Source organism: Paludibacterium flexuosum, assembly GCF_037076605.1.
GTDB lineage: Bacteria > Pseudomonadota > Gammaproteobacteria > Burkholderiales > Chromobacteriaceae > Paludibacterium.
Map to the genome: position 1 here is coordinate 1927867 of NZ_AP029060.1, position 24484 is coordinate 1952350.

At 61.8% G+C, this 24484-nt stretch carries 24 protein-coding genes; 14 read left to right on the top strand and 10 right to left on the bottom strand.

Annotated elements, in window-relative coordinates:
• Positions 1–187 precede the first annotated feature (187 nt).
• Entirely contained in the window at positions 188–490 is a 303-nt protein-coding gene (locus tag AACH39_RS09115; RefSeq protein WP_338619691.1) for a hypothetical protein, read from the bottom strand.
• Positions 491–755: 265 nt separating this feature from the next.
• Here AACH39_RS09115 and AACH39_RS09120 point away from each other — a divergent pair, with 265 nt between their 5' ends.
• Both AACH39_RS09120 and AACH39_RS09125 read left to right on the top strand, forming a co-directional pair.
• Complete coding sequence (locus AACH39_RS09120; RefSeq protein ID WP_338619695.1) at positions 756–1010, top strand: AlpA family phage regulatory protein; 255 nt, start codon at positions 756–758, stop codon at positions 1008–1010.
• Complete coding sequence (locus tag AACH39_RS09125) at positions 1007–3775, top strand: DUF927 domain-containing protein (RefSeq protein ID WP_338619698.1); 2769 nt, start codon at positions 1007–1009, stop codon at positions 3773–3775. Before AACH39_RS09120 ends, AACH39_RS09125 begins: the two co-directional genes overlap by 4 nt.
• Before the next feature lie 969 nt (positions 3776–4744).
• Here AACH39_RS09125 and AACH39_RS09130 read toward each other — a convergent pair.
• Positions 4745–6226 (bottom strand): SIR2 family protein, encoded by a 1482-nt coding sequence (locus AACH39_RS09130; RefSeq protein ID WP_338619702.1) that lies wholly within the window; start codon positions 6224–6226, stop codon positions 4745–4747.
• A complete protein-coding gene (locus tag AACH39_RS09135; protein ID WP_338619704.1) occupies positions 6223–6720 on the bottom strand; it encodes a TIR domain-containing protein in 498 nt (165 codons plus the stop codon). The genes AACH39_RS09130 and AACH39_RS09135 overlap by 4 nt, the downstream gene beginning before the upstream one ends.
• A 625-nt stretch (positions 6721–7345) precedes the next feature.
• On the opposite strand from AACH39_RS09135, the gene AACH39_RS09140 reads away from it, so the two are divergent.
• Positions 7346–7609, top strand: coding sequence for a hypothetical protein (locus AACH39_RS09140; protein WP_215780709.1), 264 nt, complete (start codon positions 7346–7348; stop codon positions 7607–7609).
• A gap of 380 nt (positions 7610–7989) precedes the next feature.
• Here the strand turns inward: AACH39_RS09140 and AACH39_RS09145 are convergent, their stop codons facing one another.
• Positions 7990–8256, bottom strand: coding sequence for a hypothetical protein (locus AACH39_RS09145; protein WP_338619707.1), 267 nt, complete (start codon positions 8254–8256; stop codon positions 7990–7992).
• Between the two features lie 249 nt (positions 8257–8505).
• Here AACH39_RS09145 and AACH39_RS09150 point away from each other — a divergent pair, with 249 nt between their 5' ends.
• The 5 genes from AACH39_RS09150 (at position 8506) to AACH39_RS09170 (ending at position 14432) form a co-directional block, all read left to right on the top strand.
• Positions 8506–9795 carry an HAAAP family serine/threonine permease gene (locus tag AACH39_RS09150; RefSeq protein WP_215780704.1) on the top strand — a complete coding sequence of 430 codons (1290 nt, stop codon included), beginning with the start codon at positions 8506–8508 and terminating at the stop codon, positions 9793–9795.
• Between the two features lie 91 nt (positions 9796–9886).
• Positions 9887–11299 (top strand): L-serine ammonia-lyase, encoded by a 1413-nt coding sequence (locus AACH39_RS09155; protein WP_215780702.1) that lies wholly within the window; start codon positions 9887–9889, stop codon positions 11297–11299.
• 71 nt (positions 11300–11370) lie between these two features.
• Positions 11371–13068, top strand: a complete 1698-nt coding sequence (locus tag AACH39_RS09160; protein ID WP_215780700.1) for a sensor histidine kinase — start codon at positions 11371–11373, stop codon at positions 13066–13068.
• The gene (btsR, locus tag AACH39_RS09165) at positions 13068–13787 is read left to right on the top strand and encodes a two-component system response regulator BtsR (protein ID WP_338619710.1); all 720 of its coding nucleotides are present in this window, start codon (positions 13068–13070) and stop codon (positions 13785–13787) included. The genes AACH39_RS09160 and btsR overlap by 1 nt, the downstream gene beginning before the upstream one ends.
• 78 nt (positions 13788–13865) lie before the next feature.
• On the top strand, positions 13866–14432 hold the full coding sequence (locus tag AACH39_RS09170; RefSeq protein ID WP_215780696.1) for a GNAT family N-acetyltransferase: 567 nt from the start codon (positions 13866–13868) through the stop codon (positions 14430–14432).
• Positions 14433–14599: 167 nt separating this feature from the next.
• Here AACH39_RS09170 and AACH39_RS09175 read toward each other — a convergent pair whose 3' ends face one another.
• The 3 genes from AACH39_RS09175 to AACH39_RS09185 form a co-directional block, all read right to left on the bottom strand.
• Positions 14600–14983: a hypothetical protein gene (locus AACH39_RS09175; RefSeq protein ID WP_215780693.1), complete on the bottom strand. Its 384-nt coding sequence runs from the start codon at positions 14981–14983 to the stop codon at positions 14600–14602.
• 77 nt (positions 14984–15060) lie between these two features.
• Positions 15061–15492: a carboxymuconolactone decarboxylase family protein gene (locus tag AACH39_RS09180; RefSeq protein ID WP_338619712.1), complete on the bottom strand. Its 432-nt coding sequence runs from the start codon at positions 15490–15492 to the stop codon at positions 15061–15063.
• A 1-nt stretch (position 15493) separates the two neighbouring features.
• Positions 15494–15739, bottom strand: a complete 246-nt coding sequence (locus AACH39_RS09185; protein WP_338619714.1) for a DUF2798 domain-containing protein — start codon at positions 15737–15739, stop codon at positions 15494–15496.
• Between the two features lie 95 nt (positions 15740–15834).
• Here AACH39_RS09185 and AACH39_RS09190 point away from each other — a divergent pair, with 95 nt between their 5' ends.
• The 3 genes from AACH39_RS09190 to AACH39_RS09200 all read left to right on the top strand — a co-directional run bounded on the left by AACH39_RS09190 (position 15835) and on the right by AACH39_RS09200 (position 19315).
• On the top strand, positions 15835–16737 hold the full coding sequence (locus AACH39_RS09190; RefSeq protein ID WP_338619717.1) for a LysR family transcriptional regulator: 903 nt from the start codon (positions 15835–15837) through the stop codon (positions 16735–16737).
• A gap of 42 nt (positions 16738–16779) precedes the next feature.
• The gene (locus AACH39_RS09195) at positions 16780–17010 is read left to right on the top strand and encodes a DUF2789 domain-containing protein (RefSeq protein WP_215780683.1); all 231 of its coding nucleotides are present in this window, start codon (positions 16780–16782) and stop codon (positions 17008–17010) included.
• A 103-nt stretch (positions 17011–17113) separates the two neighbouring features.
• Positions 17114–19315, top strand: coding sequence for a SulP family inorganic anion transporter (locus AACH39_RS09200; RefSeq protein ID WP_338619720.1), 2202 nt, complete (start codon positions 17114–17116; stop codon positions 19313–19315).
• Positions 19316–19318: 3 nt separating this feature from the next.
• Here AACH39_RS09200 and AACH39_RS09205 read toward each other — a convergent pair whose 3' ends face one another.
• Entirely contained in the window at positions 19319–20248 is a 930-nt protein-coding gene (locus AACH39_RS09205) for an RDD family protein (protein ID WP_338619721.1), read from the bottom strand.
• A gap of 221 nt (positions 20249–20469) precedes the next feature.
• On the opposite strand from AACH39_RS09205, the gene AACH39_RS09210 reads away from it, so the two are divergent.
• Entirely contained in the window at positions 20470–20967 is a 498-nt protein-coding gene (locus tag AACH39_RS09210; protein ID WP_338619723.1) for a DUF6622 family protein, read from the top strand.
• Here the strand turns inward: AACH39_RS09210 and sgrR are convergent.
• The gene (sgrR, locus tag AACH39_RS09215) at positions 20936–22630 is read right to left on the bottom strand and encodes an HTH-type transcriptional regulator SgrR (protein WP_338619725.1); all 1695 of its coding nucleotides are present in this window, start codon (positions 22628–22630) and stop codon (positions 20936–20938) included. The two genes, AACH39_RS09210 and sgrR, sit on opposite strands and share 32 nt — an antisense overlap.
• Positions 22631–22718: 88 nt before the next feature.
• On the opposite strand from sgrR, the gene AACH39_RS09220 reads away from it, so the two are divergent.
• Both AACH39_RS09220 and AACH39_RS09225 read left to right on the top strand, forming a co-directional pair.
• On the top strand, positions 22719–22904 hold the full coding sequence (locus AACH39_RS09220) for a hypothetical protein (protein ID WP_215780671.1): 186 nt from the start codon (positions 22719–22721) through the stop codon (positions 22902–22904).
• The gene (locus AACH39_RS09225; RefSeq protein ID WP_215780669.1) at positions 22888–23604 is read left to right on the top strand and encodes an HAD family hydrolase; all 717 of its coding nucleotides are present in this window, start codon (positions 22888–22890) and stop codon (positions 23602–23604) included. Before AACH39_RS09220 ends, AACH39_RS09225 begins: the two co-directional genes overlap by 17 nt.
• Here the strand turns inward: AACH39_RS09225 and AACH39_RS09230 are convergent.
• On the bottom strand, positions 23573–24343 hold the full coding sequence (locus AACH39_RS09230) for an amino acid ABC transporter substrate-binding protein (RefSeq protein ID WP_338619729.1): 771 nt from the start codon (positions 24341–24343) through the stop codon (positions 23573–23575). The genes AACH39_RS09225 and AACH39_RS09230 overlap by 32 nt on opposite strands.
• Positions 24344–24484: the final 141 nt, after the last annotated feature.

Below are 24484 nucleotides of genomic sequence, written 5' to 3' on the forward strand. Positions count from 1 at the left end.
GGGGTCAGGTCTTGTATTTTGCGCTGCGGGTCTCCGGTCTCCCGACGGGGTCAGGTCTTGTATTTTGCACGCAGCGCAAAATACAAGACCTGACCCCGTCCTTGGGCGGTCTTTGCGCGTCTTTGCGTCTTGAAAAACCCCTCCCCCTGACTGCGAAAGGGAGAGGGGTGCGCCTAGACCATCAGGCCTAGAGGCCAGGGGACAGGGCAGGGCCAGTGCCCTGGCCAACGCCACCATCGGCCGCAGCGGCAGCGGCCAGGGTCGCGAAGGCAGGTACGTCCTGTTCGCCATCGGCAAAGCGGATCTTCACCTCCAGATTGCCCCCCTGCCGTGCCAGCGCCGAGCGAATCAGCGTCAGGTACATGTCTGCCCGGCGGGCGATGCGCATGACCCCATCCGGCTTGAGCATCAGCACCATGCTGATGAGGTCGTGGGCGTTTCCCTGCGCCTGCCTCAGACGATCGAAGACAGAAAAGTTTGCGTTACTCATGTTGGTTTCCTTTCCAAAGTGAATGAAGACTGCGACGTCGCCTGAGCAGGATAGGGGCAACATCCCGGCATCCGGAAACCCGCGCGGCGCAGAATTTGCGCCAGCGATCATCAGTGAAACGGAAGGAAACAGTGTGAAACGTCGGGGAACAGTGTGGGATATGTTGTAAATTCGCATCAAGCGGGAATTCACTCGGCGATCGCTTGCCTATTCAGGCGCATCAGGCAAGTCCTTTCGCCATTTTTTACCGACAAGGAGTGAATGCATGAAGCCATCCCGCACCATTCATACCGGGTTGCCGCCGCGCACCGGTTTCCTGCGCCTGTATCAGCTGATTGGCTGCCCGCGCCGTGGCATCCCGGCCTTGCTGCCGTTCTCCCGCACCACGCTGTGGCGCATGATCTGCAAGGGCCAATTCCCTGCCCCGGTATCGCTCGGTCTGCGTCGCAGCACCTGGCAGGCAGAGCAAGTCTGGGCCTGGCTGGACAACCGCCACCAGCAGAGGGCCGCCCAGTCATGAAAACCCCGTCCCCCCAACTCTTGCGCCAGGCCCTCTACACCCTCGACCCGCGACCGCGCGACCAGTGGATCACCATGGGCATGGCGCTCAAATCCGCCCTCGGCGATGCCGGTTTCGACCTCTGGGACCAGTGGAGCCAGCAGGCGCCCAACTACCAGGCACGGGCGGCACGAGACAGCTGGAAAAGCTTCCGCCCCGGCGGCGGCGTCACGGTCGCCAGCCTGCTCGGTGCCGCCAGGGCAGCAGGCTTTGACTGGCGCCAGCACAGCGAGACCGCCGGCAAAGCGCCGGATCTGGCGCAGCTGGCCAGCGAACGCCACGCCGCCCTGCTGGCCGACCGCGAACTGCGCCAGCGCCAGCAGGCCGCTGCCGCCGACAAGGCGCAGACGCTGTGGTCGCGTAGCCGGCTGGTCGAAGCCCGCCACGGCTATCTGCAGTCGCACCGCATGATTCCCTATGGCGCGCGGCAAATGCGCCAGCTGCTGCTGTTGCCCATGTACAGCGACAACCGGCTGGTCAACCTGCAGCTGATCGGTCCGGATGGCCAGAAGCGCTTTCTGACCGGCGGGCAGGTACGCGGGACCTCGCTGTGGCTGGGGCAGGCGGAAGACGCCAGCGCCTGGCTGCTGTGCGAGGGCTGGGCCACCGCCTGCAGCCTGCACCAGGCCAGCAAGCTGCCGGTATGCGTGGCCTTCAACGCCCACAACCTGGAAACCGTGGCACGCCAGCTGGCCCAAGACGGCCCGCCGGTGTTTGTTTGCGGTGACCGCGACGCCAGTGGTACCGGCCAGCAGGCCGCGCGCAAGGCGGGGGCGCTGCTCGGCGCGCGCGGCTATGTGCTGCTGCCGGATTTCGGCCCGGACGCCGACCCGGCGCTGAGCGACTTCAACGACCTGCATCGCCAGCAGGGGCTGGCGGCACTGCAGCAGCAGCTGGCACCGAAGATCTGGCTGTTGCCTTTGTCGGCGGGGCAGCAGGAGGGGGAAGCGGTGCCGAGCGAGCCGGAGCGCAGAGAGCCTGAGCCGCTCAGCGAGGACACGGCGACCCCGCCCTGGGCCGCCGGTCATGCCGAGCCACCCCCGGGCTACGTGCTCTACGCTGAAGGTCAGCCGCCCGGGCTCTACTGGCAGCCTTCACCGCAGAAGCCCGGTCAGTGGCTGTGTGCGCCGCTGTACATTCTGGCGCGTACTCGTGATGTCAGTGGCGACCACTGGGGCCGGCTGCTGACCTGGAAGGACGCTGAAGGCCGGGTGCGGCAGTCGGCAGTGACCTCCGAGCAGATCTGCGGCGATGCCCAGTCCTTGCTCAGTATCCTGGCGCGCGGCGGTCTGGACATCGACCCCAGCCGATTCTGCCGCGAGCGGCTGGCCAGCTACGTAATGCGTACCGATTGCCAGCGCTTTGCCCGCATCACCCCACACAGTGGCTGGCATGATCAAGCCTTCGTCCTGCCGGATGAAGTGATTGGTCCGCATGATGACCTGTTGCTGCTCAATCCCTTGCCCCATGGGGGCGAAGCGCGGCTGCAGGGCAACCTGAGTGACTGGCAGCAGCAAGTGGCGTTGCCAGCCGCCCACAACAGTCGACCGGTGTTTGCACTGTCCATGGCGCTCGCCCCTCCCTTGCTGCGCTGGCAGCCCGCGACCGGGGGCTTTCATTTGCTTGGCGGCTCCAGCATCGGCAAGACCACGTTGCTGGAGCTGGCGACCAGCGTCTGGGGGCACCCACAACACAGCCGCCACCAGTGGCGCAGCACCAGCAACGGGCTGGAGGGTTTGTGCAGCCAGCACCATGACCTGCTGCTGGTGCTGGACGAGCTGTCGCAACTGTCTCCGCAGCAGGCCGGTGAAGCCGCCTACTTGATTGCCAATGGCCAGGGCAAGGCGCGCGCTGACCGTCAGGGAAAATTGCTGCAGCAGATGTATTGGCGACTGCTGTTGCTCTCGGCTGGCGAGCTGACCATGAGCGACCATCTGCGTACTGCCGGGCAGGCGTTGCGCGGCGGGCAGGAAGTGCGGCTGATCGACTTGTCGGCAGATGCCGGTGTCGGGTTGGGGGTGCTGGAGCAATGCGCACCGTTTCCAGACAGCGGCAGCTGGGTGCGCCACATTCAGCATGCGGTCCGTCAGCACCATGGTCATGCCGGGCGGGCATTCCTGCGGCAGTTGGTGGCACAGCACGAGCAGGTGGCACCGCTGTTGTCCATGATCACCAGCCGGTTCAGCCAGCAACATCTCAATCAACAGGCCAAGGGACAGATACGTCGCTCAATCCAGCGCTTTGCACTGGTGGCCTGCGCCGGTGAGCTGGCGATCCGCTGGGGCGTTTTGCCCTGGCCGGTTGGGCATGCTGAGCAGATGGTCGGACGTCTGTTAGGCGAATGGCTGCGCAGCCGGGGCGGGCAGAGCGATAGTGATCTGCTCAACGGTCTGGCGCAGGTGCGCGCCTATCTGGAGACCTATGGCGAAAGCCGCTTCACGCCATGGCGTGAGCCGACGGATGACGAGCCGCCGCAGCGTACCCTGCAACGCGTTGGTTTTCGTCGCATGAAAGACGATGCCTGCTGGTTTTATGTGCTGCCGACGGCCATGCGTCATGAGTTGTGCAAGGGGTACCCCTTTGATGCCATGCTGGCGGAGATGGTACGACTAGAGTGGCTGCAGACCAACGGCAAGAATCGGGCGACGTTGCTGACGCGCTTGCCGGGGATGGGCACCACGCCTGTCCGGGTCTATGTGCTGACCCCGAAGGTGTGGGAGTCATAAACAATGCCGCCCGGATATTGCGTATACGGGCGGCATTTTGGTTACATTGGTTACAGATGTAACCAGAGAATATCTTTATATTTCAACGATGTAACCAATGTAACCAATGTAACCACGATTTTGAGAGATATTGATAAATAGTAGTTGGTGCAGAAGGTACTTATATATACGTTTTTCTTACAGATAAATATATATATACCACTGAGTATTTACTTACCTATCCCCCTATTTCTATTTCTCTCTCAAAATCGTGGTTACATTGGTTACATTGGTTACATCGCTGTTTTTAAAGCATAAGTTCGGGTTACATTTGGGTTACATCGCGCCTGTCCTGGTTACATCCCCTCTCTCCGACCGGATTTGCCATGCGTTGTGGTGGTGGACGGCGCACTTAGAGAGTGCGCCCTACGTAGGATGCATTCGCCGAATGGCAATGCACCAATGCAATACGGACGAAGGACACATTCGCGTAGGATGCATTCGCGTAGGGTGCATTCGCCGAAGGCAATGCGCCGATGCAATGCGCCAATGATGCATTCGCCGAATGGCAATGCACCAATGCAATACGGACGAAGGACACATTCGCGTAGGGTGCATTCGCGCAGGGTGCATTCGCCGAAGGCAATGCGCCGATGCAATGCGCCAATGATGCATTCGCCGAATGGCAATGCATCAATGCAATGCGCCGATGTATGCGCCTTCATGTTTGGAGAGGGGGCGGGTACTCGGCCGAAGCGGACCTTTGTGTCTAAGGGACCGGAACTGCTGCAACCGGCCCGAAGCGGCCTTTCGCAACGGAGGGGCAATGTCGTGCATTGTTTGCAAACGACCACTTTCCGCAGTTAGATGAGTTCGCGGCGGTTCAACCATCAGTTGCAATGAAGTTAGGGGCATCATAGATGCCCCTTGGCTAATAACCAAAATACTCAACTACTGCTATAGAACTACTCGGGAAATGGCGCCGTCAGGTTAGGTTTTGGCAGCAGCACTCCGCTCCGCGCGCTCCAGAAGTGCAGAGACAGCCGCAATTACTTGCTCAACGCTCGAGCCGCGATCCCCCAAGATTTTTAGCTCGGCCGCACAATCCAACCCCGGCAAGAATTCCTGAGGATTGTTCATCGCCCGTAGCCAAACATCGTGCGCCACATGTCCGCTCATTCCGATCGGAATAACAGGTTTTCCGAGACCCAGCGCAATCTGAACTTCCTCCTCTACCCCGTTTGATGGGATCTGTGTGCCTGTGGCATCGGCCTTGTTGCCAGCAAGGACAACCACAGCACCGACCCGTGAAATCATGTCCTCGCGATGTCGCCGAAAGGCTGCGGCTCTTTGGGCCTGTGGCGCATTCCCTGGAAACGGACGGATCAACACACGGTCAGCAGGCAATGCCGTCTGGCTCTCATAGGCCGCATGAAACGCACCCAAGATGGTTTGTTCCGCGATTCCAATACCAAAACCAGAGACTAAATTGAGGCCTCTCTGAATGATGGCTTTGCCAAGCGCCCTGCTCAATTCGTTGAGTCGCTCCCAGCCGAGAGGGCTGGGATCAAAGGCAGCACCCGCGACAAAGACGCCCCGGCGCATGACATACGCCTCTAGCGCCCGAAGCAAGGGCGGGATATCAGCGTACTCGTCGACCCACACGGTCTGAATTCCGTAGCGCTGGAGATCCGCGCTTTGAAGGTCGGCCTTACGACGGTCATAGTCCAATTCCTCCTGTGACTTGGTGCCGTCGGCGCTCAAGGTTGGGGGGCGCCGCGTGATCCAGTAGTGATCCCTACGGTTCTGCCCTAATTGCTCGCGTACCTTCGATAAGATTCGTTCCACATTGGGGTCAGAGAAGCTGAATCCAACGAACAGCAAGGTCTTCTCGATGAAGTCTCCCTTCAGGCTGTCGGTGAACAGGCGACGTCCTGCATCATAAACTTCGTAGTCCTGCTTTGTTAGAACAGCCTCGTGTGGCTGAGTCACACACCCATGCATCTTGTAGATGGTGACGTCCCGCCCCTTACGCGCCTGAGCCAGGTTTTCAATTGACAGTTTGACCTCAACTCGGCGACCGGCTGCTTCATAGGCCTTCTCAAGCAGCTGGTCGTAGTTGGTCGTCCAGACTGTGTCGATGGGGAGCCTGGCGAGAATCTCATGAATCTGGGTCGGTTGTGATTCACGAGTGAATGCGTCGATGAGCTGCTGGTTTACCTCTCCCCGACCCGCACGGCCATTAACGTGGTACTGGGCTAGGGCAAGGAGGTCGTACTCCTTGTCAATGTCGAGATCCAGCTCTTCAGCAGCTTCAGCAAGCAGCCCCTTCCAATCCACGAAGCCGGCGTTACGGGACGCTCCAGCGCCAATGAACAGCGCGGCTTCTTGATTGAGCGCCTTGGCGCCAAAGTTACGGATAAAGCGACGCTGCTCCCTGTTTGGCACCCACTCTCCAACTCGGGCATTCAATTCTTGCTCCGGATATCAATAGCTGTCTCGATCCACTTTTCAATGTTCTCTTTGATGTGGTTGTAGACGTCAGAGCTTGTCGCGCCAGGCGGATCGTAGACCTTCACAATGCTAGAGAGCTTCTTTCCGGAGAGTCCGTGCGTGATGCAATCAAAAGGATTTGCTCCCTTTGCGCTCGTCTTGCCATCGCTATTCTTGAGGTTGTGAATGTGGATGCCCAATACGCCCTTGTTGGCATCCCAGCCCTTCACGATCTCGTGATTAATCCATTTGCGACCGGCTGTTTCAGAACCAATAAGAACTACCACGCAGCTGCGACCATGCATTTGATCAGCGATCCACTTCTCAATAGCCTTGTCACCGCCCTTTGTAACGGTTTCCCAATCGTTGTCAGACGCGGGCTTGTTGTCCTCGATGGCACCAATGTTGCGCACTTGGGAAACGCGCCAGTTGTCCGGCTTGTAATGGAAGCTGTAGAAGACACGACGAGCCATCTGTTTTTTTCCCTTTCTTGGTAATTGGCGGCCACACTGCATGCCCCCCATCTATGCTGACATGAGCCCTAACTTCGGGTTGTCATATTGCCGATTACCGGCAACTGTTGCGGTAAAGGGCGGATAGAAATTTGGTTTCGGAGACTATAGCTACTGCACAGTTGTGAAAAGTGGCAAGCAAATACATTAGCATAAATGGCCATGTGAGTGTCTGCTATGTGAGAAAACGGACTATGGCTGCTTGTGGCCTGTAACAGCCATTCTAACACATTGACATGAATGGCAGCTTTGGCCGAAAAACCGCCCTCCCCCCACCAAGATCTCACGCCCATCGGCGCACTTGAAGAGTGCGCCCTACGTAGGATGCATTCGCCGAATGGCAATGCATCAATGCATCGCGTAGGGTGCATTCGCCGAAGGCAATGCACCGCAGCAATGCGCCAATGCAATGCACCGCAGCAATGCATCAATGCACCGCAGCAGGATGACCGCGCAAACTTGCGGATCTGTCATCGCTTTCGCTAGGGTATGTAGCGCGGCAATGATGCCGTGAAAAGGCGCGGGCCCGGGGGTGTACCACCACCCCCGAGCCCGCTAACCAAACCAACTCGCACAAGGAGTCAGTATGGCTGCCAAGCATGGTAATTCACCCCTGTCCCACTTCACAAATCGCCGTTCTCATCCATCGTCGTTCATGCCGCTGTTTGAGCTGGTTTCCGAGCTGTGCCCACCACGTGAGGCGCTGTCCCAGCCGGGACTATGCCGCCTGATCGTCGATGGCCGGCTTGACTGGTCACTGGCCAGGGTCAATGGCCAGAGCTGGCTGTATCTGCCGCAGGCGGTTCCGATGCGGCAATTGGCGGGTTGTACGGTGTTGTTGGCGGAGTAGGACATTCAACTGGAGGCCGGGGGGTGTTAAGCCCCCCGGGGGGGTCGGTTTGGCGCATTGATGTGGTGCATTGCCTTCGGCGAATGCACCCTACGTGAATGCCCCTACACATTGAAAAACCGCCGCTCCCCACCAAGATCTCACGCCCATCGACGCAATGAGAAGCGTGCGCCCCACGTAGGGTGCATTCGCCGAATGGCAATGCATCAATGCAATCCACCGAGGCAATGTGAACGGCGCACTTGAAGAGTGCGCCCTACGTAGGATGCATTCGCCGAAGGCAATGCGCCAATGCAATGCGCCAATGCAATGCGCCAATGCAATGCATCAATACAATCCACCGAGGCAATGTGTACGGCACACTCGCAGCGTGCCCTCCCCTACTGCTGATCCCCTTGCGGCAGCACGCCCTTGAGGGCGGAGGCCTGTTCCTTCAGTTGTTTGACTTGCTGCTGCAGTTCAGGATTCAGTGCCGTGGCCACGCCGAGCACGGCGCTGGCCTGTTGCTTCAGCTGCCCCAGCGGGGCGCTGGCCTGCTCGATGCGCTGGTGCGCGCTGCCGATGGCCGCGGAAGCGGCCTGCTGCAGGCTGGTGGCTTGTTGCTCGGAGCAGGCGGCAAGGGGCAAGACGATGGTCAGTAACATCATGATTCGATGGCGCATCATGGCTCCCGGCGTGTGGTTCATGGGCTATAGAGTGTTACGCAATAAGGGAGTTCCATGACGAATTACATATCCTGATCATCACCACTCGTCGCCGCTCCTGTCCCCACACAACCGTTCAATTCCCTATTCCGCCGTTCGGAACATTCTTCTTTTTTGTACATTATTTATCTCTAAACTTCGCTGCGTCAGAAGTCCACTCTGGACGATTACTGTCATCAGGGAGATAAGAAAATGTCGTCATCAAGCGAAGTTGTACGCGACAGTGGTGCGGTCAGCACCGCTGCTACCCCCGCCTGGAGTTCCCACGATACCAGTTGGGTTCTGGGTCTGTTTGCCACCGCCATCGGCGCTGGCACCTTGTTCCTGCCGATCAATGCCGGCCTGGGCGGTATCTGGCCCCTGCTGGTCATGGCCGTACTGGCCTTTCCGATGACCTATCTGGCTCACCGTGGCCTGATCCGTTTCATCCTGTCCTCGTCCAAGCCGGGCAGCGACATTACCGAAGTGGTCGGTGAGCATTTCGGCGCCACTGCCGGTAAGCTGATCACCCTGCTGTACTTCTTCACCATTCTGCCGATTCTGTTCCTCTACGGTGTCGGCCTGACCAATACGGTCGAAAGCTTCGTCACCCACCAACTGGCCATGGAAGCCCTGCCGCGCGCGCCGCTGGCCTTCGTGCTGACCGCCATGCTGATCGCCATCGTGGCCAGCAGCGAGCAAATGGTCGTGCGTGTGATGGGCTGGCTGGTTTATCCGTTCATCTTCGTGCTGCTGGGTCTGGCGCTGTATCTGACCAAGTCCTGGAACGGTGCCATCCTGCAAGGCGGCGTGCCGAGCGCCGGCAAGTTCAGCTACACCCTGTGGCTGAGCATCCCGGTTCTGGTGTTTGCCTTCAACCACTCGCCGGTGATCTCGCGCTTTGCCGTGGCTCAGCAAGAGCGTTATGGCAAGAACGGTGTGCGCAAGGCAGAACAGATTGAAAAGTACGCTGTCATGATGATGACTGCCGTGGTGCTGTTCTTCGTCTTCAGCTGCGTCTTCGCCCTGTCGCCGGCTGACCTGGCGGCTGCCAAGGCTCAGAACATCTCGATCCTGTCCTACCTGGGCAACAAGTTCCAAACCCCGATCATCGCGCTGGTGGCACCGGCCGTGGCCTTCATCGCCATGTCCAAGTCCTTCCTGGGTCACTATCTGGGCGCACGTGAAGGCCTGCATGGTCTGATCGCGCAACAAATCGGTACCGAGAAGGCTGAACGTCAGGCCAAGACCATCAACCGCGGCATCATGGCCTTCCTGTTCCTGTCGATCTGGGGTGTGGCCACGGTCAACCCGAGCATCCTGGACATGATCGACTCGCTGTGTGGCCCGATCATCGCCGCCATGCTGTTCATCATGCCGATGTACGCCATCCGCAAGGTGCCGGCAATGCGCAAGTATGCCAACCAGCCGGGTAACGTCCTGGTGGTATTCATCGGTGCGATCGCCATGTCGGCCATCCTCTACAAGCTGCTCGGTCTCTAAGCCTCCCATTCGCGCGTCATCCGGCCCCCGCACCCGTCCCGTCGGGGCCGGGGATCCGGCTGGCGCGCGAAACGCATAAGGAAATCACATCATGATCAGCATGTTCCATCTGTATAAAGTCGGGATCGGTCCTTCCAGCTCGCATACGCTTGGTCCGATGAATGCCGCTCGCCGCTTTGTCGATGATCTGCGCGCACGCGGCCTGCTCTCCAGGGCCACCTCCCTGCAGATCGACGTGTTCGGCTCGCTGGCACTGACCGGGCTGGGTCACAAGACCGACGTGGCGCTGTTGCTCGGCCTGATGGGCGAACTGCCCGACACCGTCGATGTCACCGCCATCCCGGTACTGATTCAGCAGGTTCGCAAGACCGAACGCATCCGCCTGGGGCATGATGGTCCGGTTGTCGAGTTCTCCAACAAGGCCATGACCTTCCACCGCTCCAACCTGCCGCGGCACGAGAACGGTCTGACCATCAAGGCGTTTGGCGGCGAGCAACTGCTGCTGGACAAGAACTATTACTCCATCGGTGGCGGCTTCGTCATCGAAGATGGCGACAGCGCGGCAGAAGAAGATGGCGCGCCGGTCGGCCCCTACCCTTACCGCACGGCCGCCGAGCTGCTGGCGCATTGCCAGAGCACCGGGCTGTCGCTGTCCGGTCTGGTGATGGAAAACGAGTTGCACCTGCACACTCAGGAAGAAATTCAGTCCTACTTCGACCATATCTGGCAAACCATGCAGCAGTGCATGGCGCGCGGGATGAAGGCCGAAGGCGTGCTGCCGGGCCCGTTCCGCGTACCGCGTCGCGCCTCGGCGCTGCATCGTCGCCTGACGGCGGCCGAATCGCTGTCGCGCGATCCGATGAGCATTGTCGACTGGGTCAATATGTTTGCCCTGGCGGTGGCGGAAGAGAATGCCGCCGGTGGCCGTGTGGTGACCGCGCCGACCAACGGGGCCTGCGGCATCGTGCCGGCGGTACTGGCTTACTACAATCAGTTCATCAGCCCGCTGGATGAAGAGCGTTGCATTCGTTTCTTCCTGTCTTCCGCCGCCATTGGCACCCTGTTCAAGACCAATGCCTCGATCTCCGGCGCCGAAGTGGGCTGCCAGGGGGAAATTGGTGTGGCGTGCTCGATGGCCGCGGCCGGTCTGGCCGAGCTGCTGGGCGGCTCGCCTGAGCAGGTATGCATTGCTGCTGAAATTGCCATGGAGCATAATTTGGGCCTGACCTGCGACCCGGTCGGCGGCCAGGTTCAGATTCCCTGCATCGAGCGCAATGCCATGGGCGCGGTCAAGGCCATCAATGCAGCACGCATGGCGCTGGCCCGTACCAGTGCGCCGATCGTTCCCCTCGACAAGGTCATCGAAGTCATGCTGGAAGTCGGCAAGGACATGAGCGCCAAGTATCGGGAAACGTCGTGTGGCGGTCTGGCGCTGAAGCTGGCGGCACCGGTGCACAACTGCTCGGCGGACAATGAGGCAGAATGCGTCTGCTGGGCGCCGTAAGCGCACCGCACCATTAAAGGAACACCAGCCGGCGAAGGGCGACGGCGAACGAAACAGGAAAAGGGGTCAGGATGGATTTGCACTCGGTCATCACGCTGTCGGTGATGTTGCTTCAACAGATGTGCGTCTACCTGGCCGTCGCCTACGCCCTGAGCCGGACCCGGCTGTTCATTCCCCTGACGCGTGCCACCATTCGCTGGCCGCACCGTCTGGCCTGTTATGTCATCTTTACCGCGTTCTGCATCATGGGAACGCTGCTCGGTTTTCCGGTGGTCAGCGGCAATGCCATCGCCAATACGCCCGCCATCGGCGCGGTGCTGGGCGGTCTGCTGGGCGGCCCGGTGGTTGGCCTGGCGGTCGGCATTACCGGTGGTATCCACCGTTACTTCCTCGGCGGCTCTTTCGGTCTGGCGGCCTCGCTCGACATCGTGATGCAAGGGCTGATCGGCGGCCTGACGCACCGTTATCTGATCCGTCGCGGCAAGACCCGTCTGCTGTTCAGTCCGCTGCTGGCCGGCGGGCTGACCTTTGTCACCATCCTGCTGGAAATGGGCATCGACCTGGCGCTGTCGCGGCCATTCGATCAGGCGCTGCATATTGTCTACCTGATTGTGCTGCCGGAGCTGATCGCCAACTCGGCCGGTGCCGCGGTGTTTGCCAAGATCCTGCTGGACCGGCGTGACAGCCTGGAGCAACACTCGCGCGCGTTCTCCGCCAAGGCGCTGGAAATCGCCGCCCATGTGGATGGGGTGCTGCGTGACGGCTTTGATCATGAGAACAGTATGCGCGTGGCGCGCATCATCTACGATCAGACCGGCGTCGGCGCGGTGGCGATCACCGACTGCAACAAAATCCTGGCCTTCATCGGGATCGGGGCCGATCATCATCTGCCCGGCACGCCGATTACCTCGCCGCATACCTTGCATGCCATCGCCAATAACGAAGTGTTGTTCGCCGATGGCAACGAAATTCCCTATCAGTGCTCGATCAGTCCGCACTGCAAGCTGGGCTCCTCGCTGGTGATTCCGCTGGTCGGCGAAGACAAGCAGGTGATCGGCACCATCAAGCTGTACGAGCCGAAAACCCGGATTTTCTCGACCATCAACCGCACGCTGGGCGAGGGGATTGCCAAGCTGTTGTCGAACCAGATTCTCGACGGGCGCTTCGAGCGGCAGAAGAGCCTGCTGCTGCAATCGGAGCTCAAGCTGCTGCATGCGCAGGTCAACCCGCACTTTCTGTTCAACACGCTCAACACCATCATCGCCGTCACCCACGACGACGTCGACAAGGCGCGCGGGCTGTTGACCGACCTGGCGGTGTTTTTGCGCAAGAATCTCAAGCGCCCGACCGAGGATGTGCAGTTGTCGGATGAAATTGAACACATTGATGCCTATCTGCGCATCCAGCTGGCACGCTTTGCCGACCGGCTGTCGGTCGAGTTCGACCTGCCCGAGCCGCTGCTGCGGGTACGCGTGCCGGCTTTTACCCTGCAGCCGCTGGTGGAAAATGCCATCAAGCATGGCACTTCGCAGATGATCCGTGCCGGGGTGATCCGCATCAGCGCCCGCCAGAATGAGCAGGGGGTGGAGCTGGTGGTGGAGGATAATGCCGGCTTGTACGATCCGGGCAGCAGCGGCGGCCTGGGCATGAATATCGTCGACCGGCGCATCAAGACCCGTTACGGCGAATCCTACGGCGTCACCATGAGCTGTGAACGCAATGTTGTCACCCGGGCCACGGTCCGGATTCCTCTGGAGGCAGCAAGCTAATGATCACCGCATTGATCGTCGATGACGAAGTCCATGCCCGGCAGGCGCTGCGGCGCTCGCTGGAGCCGGCCCGGGATATCCAGATTCTCGCCGAGTGCGGCAACGCGCTGGAGGCGCTGGCCCGCATTCATGCCGACAAGCCGGACGTAGTGTTTCTGGATATTCAGATGCCGCAGGTCACCGGCCTGGAAATGCTCAGCATGCTGGACCCCAAACACATGCCGTTCATTGTGTTTCTCACCGCCTATGACGAATATGCCGTCAGTGCCTTCGAGAAGAATGCCTTCGACTATCTGCTCAAGCCGGTGACGGCAGATCGTCTGGCGCTGACGCTCGACCGGCTGCGGCACAGTCTGATCCACCAGGATTTCAGTGCCCTGCCCGAGGCCAAGCATCTGCGCCAGATTCCCTGTTTCAGCTTGCAGTCGATCGTGTTTCTGAAGATGGAAGAGGTGGAGTACATCGAGTCGCGCACCACCGGGGTCTATGTACGGGATACGCTGGGCAAGGAGCATCTCACCAGTCTGCGGCTGAATGTGCTGCAGCAACGCACGCCGCTGATGCGGTGTCACCGGCAGTATCTGATCAATGTCGATCAGGTGGAAAAACTGCAGTACCTCGAGAGCGGCCTGGCGGAATTCGTCACGCGCAGCGGTCGCGTCCTGCCGATCAGCCGCCGTCTGCTGCCCGACATCAAAGAACAGCTCGGCATCGCCTGAGCGAGGCTGTTGCGCGAGCCAGGCAGGTTCACTCTATCGCGGTATGATATCGGTATTGGAAACCAGCTTCCCGATACCATGACACCCATCCTGCTCGACTTTCCTGATCACTTTGCAACCGAACGGCTGCTGGTCCGTGCCCCGCGGCCCGGCGATGGTGCCGCCCTGTTCGCCGCCGTCAGCGAAACGCTGCCGGACTTGCGCGCCTGGCCGGCCTCCCTGCCCTGGGCGCAGCACGAACCGTCACCGCAAGCTTCCGAGCAGTTTTGCCGCAACGGTCATGCGGCGTTTCTGGCGCGCAGCGACTTGCCGATGCTGATGTTTCTGCAGCAGGACCATCAGTTTGTGGGGTGTTGCGGGCTGCACCGCCTGGACTGGTCGGTGCCGAAAGCGGAAATCGGCTACTGGTGCCGCAAGCGCTTTCATCACCAGGGCCTGGTCAGCGAGGCCGTCACCGGGCTGGTGCAGTTTGCCTTTGAGCATCTCGCCATGCACCGGCTCGAGATCCAGTCCGATGCCGCCAATCAGGCCAGTCGTGCCGTGGCGGAACGCTGCCGGTTTGCACTGGAAGGCATCATGCGCCATGAGCGCAAGACACCGACAGGCGAACTGCGCGATACCTGCCTGTATGCCTTCATCCGCTAACCAACGACGAAAACAGCCGGGGTCCGAAAACGGACGGCGAAAACGGACGGGGTCAGGTCTTGTATTTTGCATCAAGATGCAAAATACAAGACCTGACCCCGTCCGTTGGCGCATCTTGATGCAAAATACAAGACCTGACCCCGTCTGTTGGCGCGTCTGTTGGCGTTTCAGCGGCCTTTGAGTTTTTGGTAGTCGGCCAGCACGCCTTCGGCCAGTTTGCCGGCCTGTTGCAGTGCCTCGGCCTGGGGCCAGCCCTCGAAGGTTTGCGTGGTATCCAGTGCCTGCAGGGTGCGCAATGCATGCTGGCAGACTTCGACGCAGCTGTTGAAATCCGTGGCGCTGATCACCCGGCCGTGTCGGATTTTGCGGTAGTGGATGGCGGTCATCGACAGATATTGCTGTGCCCGCTCCGGCAGGGTTTCCCCTTTGTCGCGCTGCAGCTGGAACAGGGTGTCCATCAGTGAGCGGCACGCCGTCTCGCTGCGCTGCCAGCGCTTGAGCGCTTCCTGCTGCACGGCCTTGTTGGGGGGGGGTGCTTTCTTGCCTGCCATAGATGCCACCGGGAATGGGTAAGACGCGATTCTACCTGTCGGCGGCCCGGCACACTACCGCCATCCTGCGCCCGCGCTTACTGCCGCATGCCGACGGCCAGGCGGTTGAAGGCATTCATCAGTGCCACGGCAAAGGTCAGATCGCTGATTTCCCGGGCGCTGAAGTGTGCCAGCAAGGGCTGGTAATCCTGATCGGCGGCCTGGCGGTCGGGCAGTGCGGTCAGCGATTCGGCCCACTGCAGGGCCACACGCTCGCGCTCGCTGAAGCGGCTGCTGGCCTGCCAGCCGGCCAGGGCATCCAGTTTGGGCTGTGGGACTTCGCGCTGGCGCAGGGCCTTGCTGTGCATCTCCAGGCAGTAGCTGCAGCCGTTGATCTGCGAGATGCGCAGGTACACCAGCTCGATGAGCTCGGCGCCCAGCAGGCTGTTTTCCAGTGCGGCCTTGGTCTGGCGCAGCCCGGCAAATGCTTCGGGCGACAGGGTGTAATAGGGTTGGCGCAAGGTCGACATATCAAACTCCTTTGATGACTGTGTGGGTTCGCAGCAGGTAATGGGTCAGCCGCTGGAGGGTCGGCGCCAGCAGCAGCACCACGGTGAAGGCCGCCGGCCAGGCATGGACGAAGGCATGGCCCCAGCGCGCCAGATAATCGGCGCTCAGGCCGAGGTTGAGCCAGGTGACCCAGCCGCACATCAGTGCTGACAGGCACAGCGACATCAGCAGCGAAAACAACAGGCGGACTTTCAAGGCATGGTTCATCGAGATCTCCTCTGCTGGAATGCCAGCCACCTTACCTCACCCACTTTTTTGCAAATAGCGCTAAAATTTCAATTTCTAATTGCAAAAATGAAATCATGCTGGACGATCTGGTCTTATTTATCCGCATTGTCGAGTGCGGCAGCCTGAACGCAGCGGCTCAGCGCCATGCCATGCCGCCCGCCACGCTGACTCGCCGACTGCAGAAGCTGGAACAGGCACTGGGCTGCCGGCTGCTGCATCGCAGTGCGCGGCGCCTGCTGCCGACGGAAGCAGGCTGGCAATACTACGAGCGTTGCCGTCCCTTGCTGGCCTCCTTGCAGCAGGCCACCAGCTCGCTGGATGCCGAGCTGAATCGTCCGGCCGGGGTGGTGCGGGTGCTGGCACCGGTGACGCTGGCGGGCGTGCTGTATCGCGAAGCCTGGGCGCGGTTTATGGCGCAGTACCCGGATATCCGGCTGGTGCTGCAGCTGGCCAATGAGCGTCAGGACTTGCTGGCGGAAGGGGCGGATCTGGCGCTGCGTGTGGGGGAGCAGGCGGACTCGCTGTATGGCCAGCGTCGGCTGGGCACGGGGCAAACGGTGCTGGTGGCGGCCCCGGACTATCTGGCGCGCGCAGGCTGGCCGGACTCGCCGGCGGCGCTGGCGCAACATGATTTGCTGGTGGCCGAACCGATGCGGCGCTGGCGCCTGCAGGACACGGCGGGCGGTAACGCGACGGTGTTCCAGCCGCAGGATCCGGTCAGGCTGCGGGTCAACGATATGCAACTGGCGGTCGATCTGGCGGTGGCCGGCCAGGGCATTCTGTATTGTCCTTTGCGTGCCGCCGAAGCGGCGCTGGCCAGCGGCCGGCTGGTGAATCCGCTGCCCGGCTGGCAGGGCGAGGCTTTGCCGGTGTATGCGCTTTGGCCGCCACAGCGTGCTTTGCCGGCGCGGGTCCGGGTCTTGCTGGATTTCCTGCTCGACTGGACGGCAGGTGCCACACCGCGCGCCGCACAATGAACTATGCTGGCAGTCCGGGCCAGACCACTTGAAGGGCATGTCATGGATACCAGTCATCATCACCTGTCGGCGTTGTTCGACGAGCTGGGCCTGCCGGCCGAGCCGGAGGCCATTCGCCGTTTCATTGCCAGCCACCCGCTGGCGGCAGATCAGAAGATCTATCAGGCCGACTTCTGGAATGAGGCGCAGCGTGATTTTCTGCAAAGTGCGCTGGAGGAGGATGCCGACTGGTCGGATGCGGTCGAGCAGCTGACCGTGATGTTGAGCCGTTAAGCGCCGTTAAAATTCGCCAAACCGTCTTATAATTGTCATAACAGTCTGCCGCGGTGTCATGACATCTGCCGCAGCGATAAAAACAGCATCACCGGGGGCGGTCATGACGACGGAAGAACAACACCACACAGCGGGTGATCTGTGGGGGGGACTGGCGGCCATGCTGGTGGCGCTCCCCTCGGCGATTGCCTTTGGCGTCACCATCTTTGCCCCGCTCGGCGGGGACTATGCGGCTCACGGCGCGCTGGCCGGCATCCTTGGCGCCACCAGTCTCGGGCTGGTCGCCGCGACCTTTGGCGGGACGGACCGCCTGATCACCGCGCCCTGCGCGCCGGCGGCGGCGGTCATGTCGGCCCTGTCGATCTCCCTGATGCAGCAATCCACTTCCCCGGCCAGCATCATGCTGCTGCTGATGCTGATCGCGCTGCTCGCCGGTGCCATTCAGGTCATGCTCGGTCTGGCGGGGATCGGCCGTCTGATCCGTTTTATTCCCTATCCGGTGGTGAGCGGCTATCTCAGCGGGGTGGGTCTGACCATCATTTTCGGCCAGTTGCCCGCCCTGCTCGGCACGCCCAAGGGCATGAGCCTGTTCAGGGCCTTGCAGCAGCCGCTGCTGTGGCACTGGCAAAGTCTGCTGGTCGGTCTGGCGGTGGTGGCGACCATGTTGCTGGCGCCACGGGTGGTGCGCATTGTGCCGGCGGCGATTCTGGCCATGCTGACCGGCATCGCGGTATATCTGCTGCTGGGTCTGGCGGACCCTGGTCTGTGGCAATCGCATGGCAATCCCTACATCATCGGTCCGCTGGTGGGCGGTCATGGCGAACTGGCCGAGATGCTGCAACAGAATCTGCAGGCGCTGCAGCAGGGTGACCCGGCCATGCTGGCCCAGGTGGTCATTCCGGCACTGACGCTGGCCGCGCTGCTCTCCATCGACACCCTGAAAACCTGTGTGGTGCTGGATACCCTGACCTACTCGCACCACAATCCGAACCGTGAGCTGGTGGCCCAGGGGCTGGCCAATGTGGCCTCGGCGGTGATGGGCGGCATCCCCGGTGCGGGGCAGATGGGGGCCTCGATGGTCAATCTGTCCAGTGGCGCCCGCACGCGCCGTTCCGGTCTGCTGGCCGGCGGCTTTGCGCTGCTGGCCTTGCTGCTGTTGTCGCCGCTGGTGGCCTGGGTACCGCTGGCGGCGCTGGCGGGGATTTTGCTGGTGGTCGGGGCGCGCATGATCGATGTGCGCAGTCTGGCGTTCTTCCGCAGCAAGGCCACGCGCTTTGACTTTCTGGTCATCATTGCCGTGGTGGTGACCGCGCTGAGTGTCAGTCTGATTGCGGCGTCAGGGGTAGGCATTCTGCTGGCGATGATGCTGTATCTGCGCGAGCAGATGCGCAGCACGGTGCTGCGCCGCAAGATCGAAGGCGGCGGCGCCTTCTCGCGGGTGATGCGCCACGAACAGGAGCTGGCCATCCTGATCCGCGAAGGCAGCAAGACGGTGATCGTCGAGCTGCAGGGCAGTCTGTTTTTCGGCACCGCGCACCAGCTTTATCTGGCGCTGGAGCCGGAAATCGGTCCGCGCACTTATGTGATTCTCAATCTGCGCCGGGTGCAGTCGATCGACCTGACGGCCACGCATGTCCTCGAGCAGATCAAGGACCGGCTGGAGGCGGTCGGGGCCTGGCTGATTTTTTCGGAAATCCCGCACGGGCTGCCCAGCGGCTTGAAGATGAAGCGCTATCTGCGGCAGGTCGGTTTGCTGCAGGACAGCCCGAAGGCGCTGGCCTTCCGTCAGCTGGATGAGGCGCTGGAGTGGGTGGAGGGGCAAATGCTGCGCGAAGCGGCCTGTCTGGTGCGCGAGGAGGCGGAACCGCTCAGCCTTGACGCGCTGGAGCAGGTCTTGTGCTGGAAGCCCGGCTCACTGACCCGGCTGGCCGATCTGATGGAAACGCACCATGCGGCCGCCGGGGAAAAGGTGTTTGCGCTCGGTACCGAGGGCGGCGATTTGCTGTTCATCCGCCGCGGCACGGTGCGGGTCAGTCTGCCGTTGCGCAAGAAGGAGGCCTGGCATATCGGTACTTTCGGTCGCGGCGACTTTATCGGCGAGATGGGCTTTCTCGACAGTGTGCGCCGCACGGCCGAAGCCGTCGCCATGACCGACACTGACTATTACCTGCTGTCGCGTCAGCGCTTTGACCAGTTTGCGGCCACCCAGCCGGATGGCTGTGCCGCCATCTTCGAAGGGATTGCGCTGGTGCTGGCCATGCGCATGCGCATGATGAACAAGGAGCTGCGCGTGCTGCGCGACTAGGGCCTATGGCTTGAGCAGCAACTGGCGCCACTCGGCCGGGCTGTGGCTGACGTTGTACTGCATCCAGCGGCTGGCGATGCCGATGTTGAAGCCGTAGCGCAGCGCAATCACCAGTCCGGCACGATCGGTCGCGGCCATTTGCGGCAGCGCCGCGCGTGCCACCTGATTGGCCATGGTCTGCGTCAGCCGGGCGCGCTGATCGACCTGGGCCGAGACCTGCAGGAAGACTGTCGGTGGCGCCCCCTCAGGCGAGGTGCCGCCCTTCTGTGCCTCCTGAACGCCGATGGCCCTCACGCCGGGCACCGCCTGCACGGCATTCGCCACCCGGGTCAGCTCTCCATAGACCGGTGCATTGAGCCAGTGCGCCAGCATGGGCGGCAAGGCGGCGGCCAGGGCCAGCATGGACAGCCCGGCATAGGCATGACCTCGCCAGAAGACAGGGTTCGGCAAGTCCCCCGGCTGTTTGCGCAGCACCAGTGTGCGGCACAGTACATCGGGCAGCCACTGTCCCTGCCGGCGGTTGAAGATCATCATGTGCAGGCAGGCCAGCCCGACCCCCAGGCTCAATGCCGCTTGCAGCATGGACAAGCCCATCTGGCCGTCGCCCGGCCCCTGGCTGAGGGCGTTGATTTCCAGCGGCAGCGCAATCACCAGGTAGCGCAAGGCGCTGCGTACGGGGCTGATCCGTTGCCCCGCCTGGTGGTAGAGCACGATGCCCAGCAGCCGTTTGCCCAGTGTCTGGCCGCCGCCCAGACGACTGTCGAGTACGCCGAAATACAGCACACTCAGCACCAGACCGATCAGACGCCCCCAGCCACCGAGGCTCGCCAGCTGGTCAAAGGCCACCAGGCCGCAAAGCTGGCCCACGGTGCCCAGCAGCAACAGATCGATCGCAAAGGCCGCCAGGCGGCGCCAGAATCCAGCATGGTTCATCAACGGCTTCCTGTCTGAGGCGCGTCCGGTTGGCTGCCGGCACGCAATGATAAAAGCATGAAAAATAATTGGCGATTATAGCCTGCTCATGATCGGCGGGCATCCGTTCATCCGGTGTCAGCACCGGTCATCGTGCAGTACGGCAGTTCATCGCCTGGTCCTGTGCTCACAACCTGCCGGTCGGCATGCTGGGCGCCATCGAACTCGACAAGGCGCCTGACATGCTTCTGATCATTCTGCAGCACACCCCGATCTGGGTGTTTCTGTTGCTGGCTTACCTGCTGTATGCCGGTTATCTGCAAACCCGGCCGCGCGAAGTGCCGCTGGCGCGCGTGCTGATCCTGCCGCTGGTGATGCTGGGGCTGTCGCTGGGCGGGCTGGCCAGTGCCTTTGGCTCGGCGCTGGCTTTTGCCTGCTGGGGCGGTGGTCTGGTGATCGGCCTGAGTCTGTGGCAACGCCGGGGGGGCGTATCGACCGCACGCTATCTGCCGCAGCAACGCCGCTTCTGGCTGCCGGGCAGCCGCTGGCCCATGCTGGTCATGCTGCTGATCTTCTGCAGCAAGTATGCGGTGGCGATCAGCCTGGCGCGCAGCCCGGCGCTGGCGCAGCAACGCGATTTCGTCATGGCCATTGCCTTGCTGTACGGGCTGTTGAGCAGCTATTTCGCAGCGCGCCTGCTGCTTTTGCTCAGGCTGACGGTGCCAGCCAGGCCGACTTGAAATCGAACCAGCCCAGGCTGTTGAGCCGCACCCCCTGCATCTGGTGGCTGCCCTGCAGGCGGAACCAGTGATGAAACAGCGGCAACAGCCAGCCGCTTTGCACCACTTCGGCGGCCAGCGCCTGGGCCGTGACTTCACCGCGGCGCCAGGCGGAATGCCAGCTGGCCAGTGGCAGCGTGCCGGCGGCCTCCAGGCCATGGCGCAGCAGCGGCGTGCCGAGCAACCAGGCGGCGACGGCGTATTCCGGATTGCCGGCAAAATTGATGGAGCCCAGCCAGAGGTCAAACTCGCCCTCGCCCTGGTCCCAGGCGTCGTAGGGCAGGCAATGGCATTCGAGTTGCACGCCCTGTGCGGCCAGTCGTTGCTGCATCAGGTCGGCCACGATAGGGTAATCCGGCTGTTCGGCGTGGTAGGCCAGGCGCAGGGTCAGCGTTGGCTGCGGGGGCGTGGCTGTCTGCGCCATCTGGCCATGAAACCATTGCGGCAGCAGACCGGCGGCCGGGGTCCAGTAGCGGCGGACTTCGGGCGTCAGGCCGGCGATCAGGCCCAGCGGGGTCAGTTCCTGGCTCAGCCATTGCCGCAGCGGTGCCGAGTGCATGCGCGCCGAGCGGCCGTCAAACAACAGGAAGTGGCAGCCCTGCTCGCACACCATCTCGTCACGCGCCTGGCTGGCATCGCCGGCCTTGACCTGGACCTTCAGTTCGCAGGAAGAGCGCCGCTCATGCAGGGCCGAGCCATCGATCAGATCCGGCACGATCAGGATATCCACCTCGTCCAGCAGGGCCCGGTAGCCAAAATAGTCGTCGAAGGCCTGCAGCTTGAGCTGGTAGTTGTCATTGATCTGCACGCGGTAGGGGCCGGTGCCCACCGGCAGGCGCGCGAAGTCGGGCCGGGTCGACGCCTCGGGCGGGACGATCATGGCGCTGGCATCGGCCAGCAGCCAGGGCAGCCAGCCATCCGGTTCGTGCAGCTCGATGGCCAGGCAGCGCGGCGACAGGATGCGCACTGCCCGCCAGTGGCGAAACAGCGGTTGTGTCATCAGGCGCTGCAGGGCGGCCACCACTTGTCCGATCTCCAGCCGCGAGCCGTCATGCCACTGTACCGAGGGGCGCAGATGAAAGTGCCATTCAAGCGGAGTATGGGCATACCAGTGGTGCGCCAGATCCGCCTCGATTTCCCCTTTTTCCTCATTTAGTCGGGTCAGGCCGCTGAACAGCTGGCCGGCCAGATGGCGCTCGGTTCGCCGCAGCGGGGTTCCGGGCAAGAGGTGATGCAGCGGCCGGTAGTAGGGCACGGTCAGGACCTGGCGCCCCTGCTCCCAGCGCTGCCCCAGTCGCGACAGCAACAGCGAGGACAGCGCATCGCGATCTTCCAGCAGATCGACGGCTTGTTCCAGGCGTCCCTGCGCCAGCAATTGGCCGGCGCGCTCGCGCTGCAGCTGGTCCGGGGTATGGCAGAACACCAGCTGCGAACGGCCGCCGCGGCCGGCTCGCGACTGCCACTCGATCCAGCCCTGTGCCTGCATCAGCGCCAGCAGGTTGCGCATATGGCGCCGGGTGCAATGCAGGGTATCGGCCAGTCGCTGCAAGGTGGTCTGTACGGTTTGCCCGCCATGGGCCTGGTACAGACGCTGATACTGCTGGCTCAGCCGTGCGGATAGCATAAAGAGGAAATCCTTTTCTCATATCTCAGCAATTTTTCTTACCCCTTTTCAGCGCCAAAATAGCGCATCCCCCTTTGCGGAGTCCAGTATGCAAAAGCAAATCCTGCTCGGCTATCATGCCGAATACCTGAAACGCCATCTGCCGCGTTTCGGGATCCAACCCGAGGTCGCCATGGCGTTGCTGACCGATTTGATCCAGGGGCCGGCGCAACGCAAGGGCGCCCCCCTCAACCCGTGCACACGAAAGCCATCATCCGATGCAAAGGCAAACTGATTTTTCCCTGTGGGCGAATGCCCTGCTGTTTGACATGGACGGCACGCTGGTCGATTCCAGTGCGGTCGTGGAAAAGGTCTGGCATGGCTTTGCCGCCCGCCACGGGCTGGATGCCGCCGCGGTCATGGCGCGTATTCCCGGCCGCAAGGCGGAGGAAAGTGTGGCCCTGCTGGCGCCTCCCGGGGTGGATGTCGCGGCCGAGGCGGCACGGCTGACGGCGGAAGAAGTGGCCGATACCGAGGGCATTGTCGCCTTGCCGGGCGCCGCACGCCTGCTGGCCGCGCTGCCGGATCATGCCTGGGCGCTGGTCACCTCGGCGCCCAGGGTGCTGGCCGAAGCCCGCATGCGGGCTGCCGGGCTGCCGCTGCCGGCGGTGATGATTTGCGGCGAGGAGGTGGAACGCGGCAAGCCGGACCCTGAGGGTTATCTGAAGGCGGCACAGAGGCTCAAGGTAGCCCCCGCTGACTGTGTGGTGTTCGAAGACGCGCCGGCGGGTCTGCAGGCGGGTCTGGCTGCCGGCATGCAGGTGGTGGCGCTGGCCGGCACCTTGCCGTCCGCTCAGCTGGCCGACTTCTGCTGGCTCACCGATTACCGCGATCTGCAGCTGCAACAGCAAAACGGCCGCTTCTGCCTGAGCAGAACGCGGCCGCTGGTGCAGGTGGAGCCGGTCATGGCGACACGTCTTCGCCAAAGTACTTGAGCGACAGACGCCTGTAGGTGCCATCGGCTCGAATCTGGCCCAGTGCCTGATTGATGGCACTGACCAGTGCCGGATTGCCCTTGCGCAGCACCACGCCGGCCGATTCGGCGTTGGCCTCGTAGGCGGCGACTTTCAGCGGGGCATTCGGCTGATGCTTCTTGAAGTCAAAGAAGGACAGACTGTCATTGATGGTCGCGTCGGCTCGCCCGGACAGCAACAGCGCCACGCTTTCGTTAAACCCCTGCACCGGAATCACCTCGGCGCCGTTGGCCTGGGCCAGACGGGCAAAGTTGCTGGTCAGCGAATTGGGTGATTTCTTGCCTTTCAGGTCGGCAAAGGACTTGATGCTGTGGTTGTCGCTGCGCACGATCAGTGCCGCCTTGGAGACGATATAGGGCGCGGAGAAATCGTATTTGGTCTGGCGCGCCGGCGTGATCGACACCTCATTGATGACCACGTCGTAACGGGCCACATCCAGCCCGGCAATCAGCCCGTCCCATTTGCCTTCGACAAACTGCGGCTTGACGCCGAGTTTCTGCGCCAGCGCTTCGGCCAGTTCGACATCAAAGCCAACCAGCTTGCCGCTGGCGTCATGAAAGGTGAAGGGGGGGTACGAACCTTCCGTGCCGATTTTCAGCACCCCGGCAGCCTTGATCTGAGCCAGGGCATCGCTCGCCTGGGCACTGGCGGCCAGCAGGGGCAGAACCAGCAACAATAAACGGGGCGCAAATCGATTCATACAGCACTCCTGAGGTCTTCGTGAATAACGTCCCCCGTCAGCGGGGGTGATCAGGGATGAATGTAACAGCCGCGCTTTATTCTGATTAATAACTTAATTTCCGGTTGTCATTACTAAAATATATATATCACCCCTGTCGCA